Consider the following 14,369-nt stretch of genomic DNA (forward strand, 5'->3'; position numbering starts at 1 on the left):
TTTATATTGTTTTCATTTACTAAAATTAAAAAGGATTGCAGAATGTTGGGAACCCTAAAGGGTTTCCCAACACTCTGCGAAAGAAGAGGCATAGCCTCTTCTTTTTCTGTGTTAACTATAGCGAAAATCAAAATAAATGGTTAGCTTATCACAATAAGGAGGAATAACCATATGGCACAAAAAGACAAACAAACCTATAACACGGAAATGTATATAAAGAAAATAAAAGCAGCAAAAGAAGTATATGCGGAACGTAAGAAGTTTCTAGAGGGTTTCTCACTTAAAAAGAAAAAAGAGAAGCCAAAAGAAGGTGGCGGAGAAGTCGCAGCATCAGGTGGTGGCGGTACAGTAAACTTCAATGGAGAATTACCTACGGTTGCTCAGTATACTGGACCAGATGTTTACACCGATAAACTCCTAGACGGAGGAGTATACCAAAATGGACTTAAAGGTAAGATAGCTGGCACTGATAGATGGAACAAAGACATTATGGAACAATCAGCAAAAGCTGGTGTAAACCCTCTTATGGTTAAAGTAATTATGGCAACTGAATCTGGTGGGGACCACGTTAAAACACCGAATCCTTATAACTGTGTAGGATTAATGCAGACAGAAAAGGAAATTACCGGAAATCTAGGGTTGGATTTTGGAAAAGCATGCAATGAACCGGTCTACAATATCTATGTAGGTTGTATGATTCTTAAAGAAAAACATAATTATGCTGCAGGTGTTATCTCTAGGGCTGCAGACAGATATTCACGCTTTAAAAGTCGAGGGTTTGAACTAAAGCAAAACGTTCATGGGGTTTCTTGGTTATATAACGGTTTTAGTGTACCTGATAACGCAGGTGATAAGCTTTTAGGCGGTGGCTATGTTTATGCGAACCAGGTATCTGCGATGTATAAAGGTTTTGGAAGAGACGCATATACAGACACAATTTTAACTCTGGACGTTTTATCTGGTGGCGGCGGGGGAGGAAGTTCATCTTCTGCTGGTGGTAAAGGAACAGGTGGTAAATGGGAGTATGGAAAAACATTTGCAAGCGGTTCGGAAGTGGTTAAATTCTTAGACACTGTAGATACGACTATGATTAATGGTATCTATGTCCATCATACCTGGAACCCAAATCATACAAGTGCTAAAGGTCAGACATTAGCAAAACTAAACGACGACATGAGAAGATTTCATACACAAACAAATGGCTGGGACGATATCGCGCAACACTTTACTATCGGTGTAGATGGGCAAGTAATTCTAGGACGCAATATTTCATCCGTACCATGTAGTGCAAAAAACTATAATGGTACAGCTGCTAATCATCCAGCAATGTATGAAATGATTGGAAACTTTGATAAAGGTAATGATACTTTACAAGGCAAACAGTTGGAATCTGCTGTTGCTATCGCTAAGTATTTTGCTGGTAGACCAAATGGTGTGAAGTTTCACCGTGAAGGATTAATAAATGGTCAAGAACCGAAGAGTTGTCCTGGTACTGGAGTAGATAAAACTTGGTTCATGAATCTAGTTACAGGAAAGGCAAAAGTAAGTGCGTTCTCTGCTCAATCAGTACCTGTATCAGATTCAGATATTGAAGCGAATTATGCAGCCGGCTGTGACCTTCATCAAGATCCGATAAAAGAAGATGTCATGGATACACCATTCAGGCTACCACCAACGGAGGATGAATTATTATCCGCTAGAAGTTTTGCAGTTAAGATACGTATTCCTATTGCACAATTAAAAGAGAGCAGAATTATTGCCCCAGACTACCCAAGGTCAAACTATGTAGAAGATTTTAAACTGTCATCCAGTTATGACATGAAGAAAAATTATTCCCCACTACCTCCAAATGAGTTTATTCATCTAAATGGGCCTCAAGAGAATTTTTACACAAGTGAAGCAAGACAAGCTTTCCGTCTTCTTAAAGATCGACTTGGATACAGAATCTTAAGGATAGCTAGAGGGTTTGACCCTTCTGATGGAGAGTCTTCTCATTCTATTGGTATCTCCATGGATATATATGCTGATTCAACAGAAGAAGCAATTTATATAGCTGACACTGCATGGCTAACAGGATTCCGTGCTATTGCAGTTGGTCCTAAGTTTGTTCATGTTGATATCGGCCCTGAATCAACTTGGGGATATGACAATCTACCACTCTATAGAGGACCAGGTACATTAAAGGCAGGTGAGTTTAGTTATGGCTACAAAAAAAGAAACCTTTAACCTTGAATCATATAAGAGAAAAATTAAAGCGGGTAAGGAAGAGTATAAAAAAAGAAAAGAGTACCTTGCTAAATTCGAACTTCCTAAAACTGATGATGAAGAGGAAGAAGTAGAAGTTTCCGATGATAGTAAAAAGCCTGAAAATCAAGGTAACGCCGTAAAAGAACCTGAGGGAGGAGTTGGCAACTTCACAGGTTCGGGTGAACTAAGCGTTCCTGCAGAACCAAAATCATATAGATTCACTTCTGTTATGGGGCCTCGTGATGGAGCAAGCCATAATGGAGTGGATTTAGCTCCTAATACCCGTGGTGATACTAACTGTAAGATATTATCTGCTGGTGACGGAGTTGTTCTTCAAGCTAGAAGTGGAGTAGGAGGATTTGGTACTTGGATAGTTATTAAGCACAAAGATGACTTGTATACGATTTATGGACATATGCACCCTAGTACATTACAAGTAAAAACAGGAGATACAGTTAAAAGAGGTCAGCATATTGCGATGATGGGGCAGCAAGGTCAGTCTTCCGGTGTCCATTTGCATTTTGAAGTTTGTACAGACTTTGTTAATAACAGGAGAGGAACTACTAAAAATCCTGAAGATTACGTTGATATCCGAGGTAGCGCTTCAGCTATTCAAGTAAATTCTATTGCACCTAAGGCTAGCTTCTCAGCAAAAGCAGGTGAGAAAGAAGAAGGCAATGAAAAACCAATGCACACTCTTTATGAGAAGGATGGAGCAGAATTATCGGAAGAAGAAAAACTAATTGATCAGACGTACAGAAGTTCTTTCCCGTACCTACCAGTTCAATTCATAGGGGATTCTCTTAAGAAAAGTGACATCACAAGAGAGTACTTTCTTCTTAATCGTATTGGTTGGGCCCGAACTACCAAGTATGAAAAGATGGTTTCCTTAAATAAGGAAAGGTTTATTCATAGTGACAAATACGATGGTCATGAAGGAAATCTTTATTCACCAGATGCAAAAAGGTTGTTTGAAAGCTTGCTTTTGAAAACCAAAAAGCCTTATTTTGAAGTTATTAGTGGTTTTCGCTTTAGTAACCCTGGTCAACTTTCACCCCATGAAGCAGGTTGTGCAGTTGACATTCTTGTAAGAAGTATTGAAGAGGTAAGGGAAATTGCAGACTGTGCATGGCAATTAGGTTTGAGGTCGATTGCGATTGGTGGAGATTTCAAAAACAAAAAGGGTTTTATTCATATAGACATTGCGCCAAAAGGAAAGGACATTATGTACGATGGAGTTCCTATTTATGGGGGACCAGGAAAGTGGGTGACAGCATGAAAATTAAGAGGAAATTGAACAGTATAATGGCTGAACATGATTGACTATGGAAATCCATTCATTGCTATTAGTGAGGATTATGACAAATTATTTTTCTATTGTAATGAAGAAGCAAAATAAAAAATTCGTATTAATTCTATGTATCCTATGAGAATATGCACAAATCAATCTATAAACCTATGAAAGATGATTTCATAACTCAAGAAAGTATTAAAGAGAAGGTGATTCAATGAATTTTAATAGTCAAATCCATCAGTCTATTTATAGTAAAGTAGTTGTACCGTCTTTAAATAGACTACAAGGAACCATTGAAGGTTATGTAATTCAAGTAGATTACACAAAACTAACCTGTGAAGTAGTCTACTCAGATGAAAACAGTCATGCTTTACGAACAATGAAAGAAGTATCTTTACCTAAAGATGGAGACGGTGTATTTACACAAGCTGTTAAAAACGGTGATAGAGTTTCAATTTCCTTTAAAAATAAATCTAAGGAATCACCTTATATTTCTACAGTATATAAATCAAATCACAGCGAAGAAAATTATCTTAGTCCATATGGTGGAAGAACAATTAGACAATCCCGTGTTTTTTAGAAAGGAGGATTCCAATGAATGAAGCATATATAAATAAAACCTTTGGAGATGGAGACAAAGATATTCATTATCCTTATTGGCGCCAAGTATTACAAAATGAACTTGTTAACTTTAAGGCCAAGAGTTTAGAAAAGGAATTAGAGAACTGGCAATTTATTAGCGAAGATGAAATTGCATTAAAACACCCAGTGACAGGTTCAACCTTTAAGCTCTGTGATGACGGCTCAATCGAAATGTTTGTTAATGAGGATACTGGCATTCGATTGGATGCGAAAGATAACACAATCATCTTTTATGGTGACAGTATTCATTTTGCTACAAAGGAAATGAGAATGCATACAAAACCATATGGATTCATTTGGAATAATCATAACTTAAATCCTTATTTATATTATGGTGATAAGGTAGGAGAGAAGAGAAATATTCCAAAAGCTTCAATGATTTCTACACTAGAAGATGGACAATCCGACATCAATGTTCCTTTGTTCCAAGAGCAAAAGAGAAAACATTATTACGATGCGAAAGTTACATCTATGATTGAAGATCTAGGAATAGAAACTTCAAGAATAAAGAGAGGAGGATAACAAATGAAAGTGGATTTTCGTTTTTCACCTGAAGGGGATTTAGAGCTGGGTTCTCCTAGTTACAATGACTTTGATGAATTACTCTATATCGATTCAGTAGGAAATATCTCAACAGATAGCTCAGAAGGATTATTGATAAGGGATATTCCATTGCAAGTATCTTACTTAAGCGAGAAGCAAGTAATACTCAATAGATTAAGAACAGACAATCCGGACTGGTTTATACATCGGGAGATAGGGGCTGATTTATCGGAATTAATTGGTCTTCCTAACACAAGAGAAACAGGAGACTTAGGAAAGTCCCTAATTGAAAAAAGTTTAACTGGTAACAAGTTTCTACTTCCTGGTGATCTAAATGTTAGACCCGTCCCTGTTAATTCGAGCGAAATACTCTTCTATATTACTGTTAGAAGAAAAATAGCAGATTTAGTTATACCAGTTCTATTTAATTTAGAACATGGTTTATTATCAGAATATGAGGTGAACAGTTAATGAGAAAATCAAAGGATGAAATGCTCGAAGCAGTTTTGACTCGACTTCGAACTGAAGGTGGAATTACTGAAACAAGTCCAGGATCGATTGCTCGAATGTTTGCAGAAGTAATGATAGAAGAATTTAGTCCATTCTACGATGAATTAGATTTAATTACTAAGATGGGTTTTATTTCAACATCAACAGGCGGATATCTGGACCTTATTGGTGAACTGTTAAACTGTACTCGTGATGGAGATGAATCAGACGATAACTATCGTGCAAGAATCTCTAATCAAGTATCTGTTGAACAGAGTGCAAATTTAACTGCCATACGATTAAAAACACTACGAATTGATGGTGTTGCTGATGCTCAGTTTAAAAGGTTTACAAGAGGAACAGGCTCGTTTACGTGTTATGTTACTCCTCAAGTTTATCCGATTGAAAACGATCTATTAACTCGTGTAGAAAGCGTTATATCTGAAGTAGCTGCTTATGGCATGAATGTAGAAGTAAAAACAAGTGAATACAACCCCGTGGACATTACTCTCAACTTAATTTTCCACTCCAAAATAACTTCTCTTGAAAGACAACACATCCGCAATAAAGTTGTTCAAAATGTTGGAGCGTACATGAAACAATTAAACATGGGTTCTCCAATTATTATCAATGAAATTATTCAACGTGTAATGGAAACAAGCGAACAAATTCTTGATATGGAATTTAAAAAACTTGTTGTTGGTGAAAAAGAGTACTTCATTAAGAATGTAGAACCTTCATTAGAAGAACGATACTTCTTAAGAAAAATTAACGTAGCATAGAAAGTAGGTGGCACATTGTTAAACAAACATACAACGAGTATGATGTCCATGCTTCCCCAATGGATGAAGATGGCCAAAGATCCGAAATCAATAGGGGCCTTATTTTTAGATGCATTTGGTGTTGAATTATCAGAGATTGAACGTTACATAGAGCAAGCTTGGAACAACATGTACATCGGTACAGCAAACTTACAAACAGCCGATTACTGTTATAAGATTCCGCTTGCTACTCGTGACGTTGTGGATGTCGAAACGCCAGATCTTCACGTTCGTTTAGTTATTGACGGTGTAAGAAGAGATTGTATGCCAGTTGATACTTTGCGAATATTTTTTGAAAGTGACGACAACTCCTACATGATTGATACTATCGAAGGTTATGTGTATATCAAAGTAATGGATTATTACATGAAAGATAATATTTTTAAACCATTCGATGCAATTGAAGTAGGGGATACCCTTCATTATGAATATATGCTTCATCATATCTGGAACGTATTTGACGAGTTTGGTATGTTGTTAGGTATTTCTAGATTACCAGGTGAAAGAAACGAAGACTTTAAGAATCGTATCTTAGATGTCTTTAAGAATCCTGGTGGAGCAACAAAGAAAGGGCTTATTAATGGTATTAGTAGAGAACTTGGCATTGATAAATCTCAAGTTGAATTAGGCTCGCTATCTGATGATAAGTATGTTCAAACAAAACTTATGAATACAGATGGGACACCTTCTCAAACATATATCCAATACGTCAATCAGATTAATAGCAATCTAGGTTTCTCATGGGATCATATGAACTGGGGAGAAGCTTATTGGCGTAGTATTGAAGAAAACAATATGGGGTTTCATTATCTACCTCATATCTGGGATGGTTTCTCTGCTTCATGGAAAGATAACGAAGTACAATCAGGTATTGGTAGCGGTGACGATTTATTAGTAACTGCTCCAAAAGAAGAGTCTTCTGTTCGAGAATTCAAAGCTTATGTTGGACTACATGGAACAGAGGAACAAATTGAAGAGAATCACCCAGAAATCCAATTCAAATACAAGATAGTTGCTAAAGGAAAAATACCAAATGATGAGTATGATTTAGAGGATTATAAATATACAGTAATGGCTTCTGAAATTATTCCGCTTCATTACGTATTAGTAGCTTTACGTGAATTCCTATATCAAACTCATATCACTTGGGACAATCGTTATGGTTATACATTTAGCGACAATACGTCCCCTGGTATGGAAATCGTTACCGGGGAAGATACTCTTCATAATAATGAGGAGCCACAAATTAAAATTCATGTAGATATGAAAACTGCTGATAGAACAGTGACACCTGTTTTAGAAGAGCTTATAGTGGATTGGACCGATCAGAATGATACGCCTCAGTCTTACAAATTAACAACAGATGAAGACTTTACTCTAAATAATACAATGACCCAAACGACGTTAGCTGATGTAGAAATAGGCAGCGGTTCTGTAACTCTTGGTAAAGGTTCATTCTCTGCCGTTATAGATACAGAGGGATCATTCTCAAGAGGATCACAAGGTATATCAGTAAGAGTTAACCGAGAAGGTTCTTTATCTCTTAATCTACCAAATTAACAAGGAGTGGATAAAATATGGCTGAAACTGGCTCAGTACAAAACGCAGTTGGGAATAATGTTTACCCAGATTTAGTTCTTACTCGTTTCCCAGAATTATTCGACGAGCGAAGTGGTTCTAAATCGAACCCCAACCTGCAACGATGGACAAACCTTAAAGATTATAATATGGCTGAGCATGTAAACTCTCTACAAGATGCTGTAATGGCAGTACAGCGTATGCTAGGAGAATTAGCTCAAATACCAGCTGCACCAAAGGATGTAAACGGAAAACCTATTACAGACCCAAACGTGCTACTAAACCTTAAACGAACTTCTACCGTTAAGTCTCGTATAGACGCACTTGAGACTCATGATTGGTATGCTGAATTCGATAAACGATACGGTGGACCAGTATGGAAGTTTGATAAGGACAAGCCTACAAATCCTACAATTCAGCAACACCGTCACTTAGGTAGCACTTCAGGAATTCCTGGTATGCCAGAGAAGATTATGCTTACACAAGAAGTACAGGGTAAACTTCCAAAGGCAAACGTTGATTTAACAAAGACTGCTACGGGAATCACCGGTTCTGACATCTACGTAGAATCAACTTCAAATACGAAAGTAGCTGATGCGATTAATGACAAGATTTCTGAAACAACAGGTGGGACAATTGCACAAAATGCAGAGTTGAAAGTATTAGGGAAGACAAACACTCGATGGACAAGAGAGTTTGATTCAAATGATGCATCTTCAACTGGTAACACTGCAGTTGCTGACTCAAAAACATTATTAAACAAAGCAATTGAAAGTGGTGCTACTGCTGCTTCAGACCTGTTAAATGCTCCATTAGATGGAATGCAGTATGGTCGTTATGTTGCGATTGTAAGATTATCAACAAGTAGTCTTCCTTCTAATGCGGTTGTTGAGATTTCTGCAGTTAACTCAAAGACAAACCAAGTTATTAACAAAGCTACTTTAAACGGAACAGACTTTGATACAAGTGGACAGTATAAAACATTCTACTTGATCTTCAATCATGACGGTTCTACAAAACTACGTGTTAGAAAACTAGCTACAACATCTTCTGTAAAAGTTCGTTTTGATTATGCGATTGTTGAACCAGTTCACCCAGCGGTATTTGATCGCTAAGAAAGGATGTTATGTAAATGGCAAAACGACCAGAAGGATTATCTCCTAATTTTAACTCCATCGTTTCTCCAGACGTTCCTTCCTCACTCATTTTTTCATGGACATTCATTAAAGAAAACTCTGGTGATTATCAGAAAAATGCAGAAGTAAAGGTATATAAAACGGGCTCTAATACAGCCCTTATTACCTTCTCTACAGGAACAGATCAACAAGTAGACATAACACCTCATCAGGGTGTTCTTGACCTAGAGCAGACTTATGAATGGGAAGTAAAAGTAACAGCTGCTAACGACTCCACTGCTTTTAGTGGAAGAAAAAGATTTAAATTTGGACCTGTATTTTTACAGGATGGACTTGTATGGCGAGATGGACCAGACGCATATGAATACATCGGGACTCGTCAATACTTTGAGGAGATTAGAGAAAATGCTGCCTCAGTATTAGAGGATTACGTGGTAGATTCTATAGAAGAAAACGATGCCTTAGAAAAAGCTTTGGCTTTATTTACTCGTGAAACTGTTCCTAGTCGTACCGATTTTGAAAACCTCGAAAGTATTCTATGGTTAATTGCAAAAAAAGAAGATACATATCGAGATGAAATTCAAAGACTTATTGAAGATGGTCTAGGGGCTCAAGACATTCATAAGATATATACAATCTTTGACCGTCTTATTAGAATTCCACCAAGAGAACCAAGTAATGTGTACTTAACATTTGGAGGTTTTGAACCGCTTTATGTAAAAAGTGGACGTGCATATAATAATGGTAAAGAGGATTTATCTGTTGATGTTAGCTGGCAACCCTCAGATCTTAAACTAGGTACATGTACGATTAACTTTTTAAATGAACTTTCAGAAGATGTTTCGTATTATAAGGTTGAGTTAGAGGTTGGTTTCACTGATAAGTCTTGTACTTATACATTATTTTATCGAGTAGAAGATGTAGAATCATTCGGAAGAAAAATTAATATCCCAATGGATCACATTAACTTTGTGCATCTTTCTTCCTCGAAAGAAACACGTTATGTTTTACGAGTTTCTGCAGTAGATAAAAGAAAAGAGCAATCAGTGCCTTACTACAAACCCTACAAAGTGGATAATGTTCCCCTTGGTGTAGCAAGTTATAACCTACGTGTTCAACAATACGATTTATCAAATCAGTGGATCACCCAGTCTTACTACGACATTTACAATGGTCCAAATACAGCTTATGTTCATAATGTAACGGGCAATGTAGATGGTGTTTACCATTATGCTGTTCGTGTATTTGATAAAAATGGACATGTAAGTGATTGGTTTTGGATTTTAGATTATATAAAAATTGATCCGTTAAAACCGCCCGCAGCTCCAAAACCTCGTATGGCGTGGTCTTCACAACATGAACTGAATTTCGTTTGGGATGCTGTTCCTACTGCTGAGTATTATGAGTATTTACCTACATGGTGGGCAAACCCAACTATACAAAGAACAAACAACTTGGACTCACCTCATGAATGGTTAAATCCAGATACAACATATGTTGAAAAGGTAAGAGCTGTAAACCGAGCGGGCGCATCACCTTGGGCTACTGTTAGTGGTAAAACACAACCAAGACCAATTCTAGAGAAGTACCAAAAGGGTGTAGGAAGTAGAACATGGCGTACAAATTATGTCATTTTAATGCAGAGCGGTAGAGTTGTAAGAAATCCATCTGAATGGCGTAATGAATACGATGACCGAGAAGTGTTTCATGGAGAATGGATAGAGCTTCGAAACAAAGAGCAGGATGGTCTTTATGTTAAAAAAGGAACAAGATGGGGCAATAATAAATGTTTGTTCTTCCTTGATCATAATGACTGGAGACAAAAATTACAGGGGAAAGAAATCTTAGATGTCCAGTTTTATATTCGTAGAAGAAACACCCAGCATGGGTATGATCAAGATGGACGTTTTCTTCATGTGTGGTCACACAACTATGCAGGTAAATGGGATTTACCCTCAGCATCTGAAGGACCTAAATTGGGTATTCACCAAAAAATTGAAAGAATAGACTTTGACCGAGGACAGTCACACTGGATTTCTCTTAATAAGTCGTTTGGTGAAGGGTTACGTGACGGGTGGATTAAAGGAATTGCATTCTATCATCCTGAAGCAGAGTATGGGCCATATTCTTACATGCGTTTTGACGCTTATACATTCCAATTTTACGTTAAATATCGATAGGGAGAGAGTAATCTCCCCCTTATTTTTTAAGGTGGTGACACAGATTGGCACAGTACCAAAGAAACTTTTATTCTAGTTCATTATATGGACGACTAAAAGCATTTTATGGAGATTATCTAACAGAAGAATTTGATGCTCAAGAACCTTTTAGCTATCATATTGATGCGAAAATCCAAGCACAATTACCTTCTACTTTTTATGCAGCAACAAGCAGAGAATTTACAAGAACCGATGCAACCAAATGGACAGTATCGGGTACTGATATTAAAACAAGAACTGCTAATACACCAGTGGAATTCTTAGCTACAGGTGACAATTTGGAAGTTCATGTACGACTTCAAAACGTGGGTACTCAGAACATTGAAGCGAAGTTGTACAAAGAAGAATTAGTATCAGAAACATACCAATGGGTAGAGAAACAAACAAAGTCAATCAATACATTATCCCTAACAAATCCAAATAAAGTAGATAAAATCGTTTTTGATTCTTACGGTTTTGGTGATTATAAGGTAGTTATCCAAGCACTTGATACGACAGCAGATGCAATCATTGTGGGAGGTAAATTAAGAACAAGTGATTTTAATATTGAGGTTCGTACCTCTGCCAATAAAACTACATGGTCGAAATGGGAGCCAATTACTTTAAACAAAAAACTTATTAAAGGGCAGAATTATTTATCTACAGGACAGAGCGTAACGCTTTACAAAAACGTTCGTTACGTTCAAGGAAAAATAATTTTATTATCTTCAGATAATGCAACTTCCCCTATTGTTGATAGGGTTGAGTTACGTTCGGAAGATAGTGGATTATATGACCAAAATGGTGATTACACCGTTAAAATTGATATGACACAGGTGGCAACAAGTGTTGGAAAGTCATTCAAGCATGTAGATAAGATACGTTTTATTCAGAAGCAACCAGCTGGTACTGAAATGAATATTCGTTCTTCTTCTAGTCGAGACAACATATTCTGGGGTCCAATAACAGCACCTTATCGTCAAAACACAAAGCGTCTTCGGTTAAAACGTGAGGCCACAAACCATAGTGTAACGTTAGGCCCAATTAATGAAGGAAGTAAGTTCGATTTTAGTAAGACAACTGCGCTATTAAGTTGGGATACACAAGCATTCTCCCCGAAGGATGCAAGTAATACCAAGATAACTTATATTTTCTCTAAAACAAGAACAAATCAGAAGGATCCTCGAAACCTTCTTCAAGTAATTGATAATCCAATGAATGTAAAAGATCGAGCGATTAAGTTCTCTCCTCAACCATATTTCTTAACTGTAGAAATGACACGTTCTTCAGCAAGGGGAACACCTGTAGTTGATCTTATAGATGTTTACCAAAATATTTTATACAAAGAGGTAGTCAATATAATTAATAAAGATGTATCTGCTGTAGATGGTTTAAGTACAGGTAGAAAATCACTTCAGAAAATTAGTGACTATCCATTCAAATATCCTAGTATCTCAAATCAAATTCCATTTAATCAGCAACAAATTACTGCTGCTCAGCAAAAATATGAGCTTACAGACCAAACAAGAAGACCTTCGGATGTTATGCTGTACCTTAAATCAGAGGAGAATAAAGGGTCTAGAACTGGTAAATCTACATCTGCATCTGATGAAGTAATCGCAAAAGCTATACAAAGGAAATTGGAATTTGGAGATAAAACAGGAGTCCTTATGCATTATCAATATGGTGCAGGGAAGGTTCAATATCTAAGACCTTACGAAAGAGAGTTAGATTCTACATTTACACCATTTTTATTGCCGAATCTCAAGTACCGTTATTACATTAAAAATGGATGGCCAAACGAAGTACACAAAGTCGTTAATGGACAAACATTAAATGATGTAGCTGAAATGTATAACACGACGGTAAATGCAATTAAAGGAAGCAATAAGGACATTCTGCTGAATGAAGATACAACATTGGTGAAGGATCAGCTTATCACAATTCCGAACACATCCAAGAACGATGATGTTTCTTTATTATTTAAGAACGGTACAGTTTATACACAGAAATCTAGTCATAACTCAGTTTATGATAAAGATCATGGCTTAAACGTTACAGACCTTTCAAGTGAACCAATAAGTATCAAGGTTCCGAACACTCCTCCAAAAGGGTATGTAGATTGGGCATCAGAAGAAAAGATTTATACAGGTGTAATTAATGCGAATGATATCCGCGGGGAGTTTGTTCGTACACAATTTAATCTTTCAACTCTTTCAGATTTTGATCGTGAATATGTAGTAGCAAATGGTGACACATGGGAAAGTATTGCTTCTAAATATGATATATACGTACAGGATTTGAGGGCAGCTAATAATTCAATTGAGGAATTAAAAGTAGGTAATACAATTATTATACCTCCAAATATTATTCTGCCAGCATTAGCTCCTGAAGCAGAATTTGAAGATGCGATGCCTTATAAGATTTCTATTATTGAAGATTCTGTTCATAAGAAGGATGGAGTTAGAATTGATGAATCCTTTGTTCCTATCGATTGGAATGGAAAACATCTTCCTCTTGAAGTTACATACAGAACATCTGAACTTCTTACAGCTGAAATGGTAAGAGGTTCAGATGCTAATGGAATGGATCCACTGCCTTTAAGTGATGTTATCGAGATTGTCTCTTGTAAGAAAAAAAACGGAAGTGTAACATATCACATTTGGAACGACACTTTAAAAACAGGTGACTTCAAATTAAAGAGTAATTATATTGATTGGTCTCCATCTCAGGCAGGAGTATTAGAGCCTGCACTAGGGGAAGAGTACGTTGTTGTTTATAAACGTCGTGAAGTAGATAGTGTTAAAGTTCATCTAGATACAACTTATTTTGAAAAGGTGGGGACAGACATTGTATGGCGTTCACCTGAAGTGAAAGTATTTGATGGGGTCTGTACACCAACAGAAGACTTTAAGCTAGAGCTTCCTACACCTCAAACTTTTGAAGGATATGATGGGATTTATAAGAATATTAGTTACATTATAGAGGATAATGACTTGTGGGTAGAAACAAGTGTCCAAGATATTGACGGTAAGAAGTTCTTGGTAGGTACCTTGAATGGAAAAGATCCAAGCAAGAATTGGCATCCTGAAATTCAGAAAGGTTACTACTATCTAAAAGAACAAGAGCATTATCTATATTCTGAGCCATTAAAAACAGTATTAGCTGAAAAAGAATTGCCGACAGCTGATGGTATCGAGTATGTTAAGGGGCCAACTGGAATGGGGGCAATGTTATTACCTGCTAGTAGCAACATAGTTAGAGATTCTGTATTTGAGAACGATGATTGGCAAAGGGCTAAAGTCTTTAATGCCACATTATTCTAAATGAGTTAGGGAGAGGAGAGATTCCTCTCCTTTTCTTATGGACATTAATAAGAAGTAAAGGTTAGATTGTCAAAAGAAATCAATAAAAAGGTGGT

At 36.8% G+C, this 14,369-nt stretch carries 10 protein-coding genes; all 10 read left to right on the forward strand.

Annotated elements, in window-relative coordinates:
* Positions 1-171: 171 nt before the first annotated feature.
* The 10 genes from DPQ31_RS12080 (at position 172) to DPQ31_RS12125 (ending at position 14,274) form a co-directional block, all read left to right on the forward strand.
* Complete coding sequence (locus DPQ31_RS12080; RefSeq protein WP_208731940.1) at positions 172-2,226, forward strand: N-acetylmuramoyl-L-alanine amidase; 2,055 nt, start codon at positions 172-174, stop codon at positions 2,224-2,226.
* A complete protein-coding gene (locus DPQ31_RS12085; RefSeq protein WP_208731941.1) occupies positions 2,201-3,526 on the forward strand; it encodes a M23 family metallopeptidase in 1,326 nt (441 codons plus the stop codon). Before DPQ31_RS12080 ends, DPQ31_RS12085 begins: the two co-directional genes overlap by 26 nt.
* A 229-nt stretch (positions 3,527-3,755) precedes the next feature.
* Positions 3,756-4,121: a hypothetical protein gene (locus DPQ31_RS12090; RefSeq protein WP_001010565.1), complete on the forward strand. Its 366-nt coding sequence runs from the start codon at positions 3,756-3,758 to the stop codon at positions 4,119-4,121.
* Between the two features lie 14 nt (positions 4,122-4,135).
* A complete protein-coding gene (locus tag DPQ31_RS12095; RefSeq protein ID WP_208731942.1) occupies positions 4,136-4,705 on the forward strand; it encodes a hypothetical protein in 570 nt (189 codons plus the stop codon).
* Between the two features lie 3 nt (positions 4,706-4,708).
* Positions 4,709-5,197, forward strand: a complete 489-nt coding sequence (locus DPQ31_RS12100) for a hypothetical protein (RefSeq protein WP_208731943.1) — start codon at positions 4,709-4,711, stop codon at positions 5,195-5,197.
* Complete coding sequence (locus DPQ31_RS12105; RefSeq protein ID WP_208731944.1) at positions 5,197-5,997, forward strand: baseplate J/gp47 family protein; 801 nt, start codon at positions 5,197-5,199, stop codon at positions 5,995-5,997. The genes DPQ31_RS12100 and DPQ31_RS12105 overlap by 1 nt, the downstream gene beginning before the upstream one ends.
* A gap of 15 nt (positions 5,998-6,012) precedes the next feature.
* Positions 6,013-7,596, forward strand: coding sequence for a hypothetical protein (locus DPQ31_RS12110; protein ID WP_208731945.1), 1,584 nt, complete (start codon positions 6,013-6,015; stop codon positions 7,594-7,596).
* Positions 7,597-7,613: 17 nt separating this feature from the next.
* Positions 7,614-8,729 carry a hypothetical protein gene (locus tag DPQ31_RS12115; RefSeq protein WP_098126705.1) on the forward strand — a complete coding sequence of 372 codons (1,116 nt, stop codon included), beginning with the start codon at positions 7,614-7,616 and terminating at the stop codon, positions 8,727-8,729.
* Positions 8,730-8,746: 17 nt separating this feature from the next.
* Complete coding sequence (locus DPQ31_RS12120) at positions 8,747-10,930, forward strand: glycoside hydrolase family 78 protein (RefSeq protein WP_208731946.1); 2,184 nt, start codon at positions 8,747-8,749, stop codon at positions 10,928-10,930.
* A gap of 44 nt (positions 10,931-10,974) precedes the next feature.
* On the forward strand, positions 10,975-14,274 hold the full coding sequence (locus DPQ31_RS12125) for a LysM peptidoglycan-binding domain-containing protein (protein WP_208731947.1): 3,300 nt from the start codon (positions 10,975-10,977) through the stop codon (positions 14,272-14,274).
* Positions 14,275-14,369 lie beyond the last annotated feature (95 nt).

The sequence above is a fragment of the Bacillus sp. COPE52 genome, assembly GCF_003355115.1.
Lineage (GTDB): Bacteria > Bacillota > Bacilli > Bacillales > Bacillaceae_G > Bacillus_A > Bacillus_A toyonensis.

What these genes read in the sequence shown, in the direction of transcription:
- DPQ31_RS12080 (WP_208731940.1), top strand. Translation starts at nt 172, where the DNA reads ATGGCACAAAAAGACAAACAAACCTATAACACGGAAATGTATATAAAG.
- DPQ31_RS12085 (WP_208731941.1), top strand. Translation starts at nt 2,201, where the DNA reads ATGGCTACAAAAAAAGAAACCTTTAACCTTGAATCATATAAGAGAAAA.
- DPQ31_RS12090 (WP_001010565.1), top strand. Translation starts at nt 3,756, where the DNA reads ATGAATTTTAATAGTCAAATCCATCAGTCTATTTATAGTAAAGTAGTT.
- DPQ31_RS12095 (WP_208731942.1), top strand. Translation starts at nt 4,136, where the DNA reads ATGAATGAAGCATATATAAATAAAACCTTTGGAGATGGAGACAAAGAT.
- DPQ31_RS12100 (WP_208731943.1), top strand. Translation starts at nt 4,709, where the DNA reads ATGAAAGTGGATTTTCGTTTTTCACCTGAAGGGGATTTAGAGCTGGGT.
- DPQ31_RS12105 (WP_208731944.1), top strand. Translation starts at nt 5,197, where the DNA reads ATGAGAAAATCAAAGGATGAAATGCTCGAAGCAGTTTTGACTCGACTT.
- DPQ31_RS12115 (WP_098126705.1), top strand. Translation starts at nt 7,614, where the DNA reads ATGGCTGAAACTGGCTCAGTACAAAACGCAGTTGGGAATAATGTTTAC.
- DPQ31_RS12120 (WP_208731946.1), top strand. Translation starts at nt 8,747, where the DNA reads ATGGCAAAACGACCAGAAGGATTATCTCCTAATTTTAACTCCATCGTT.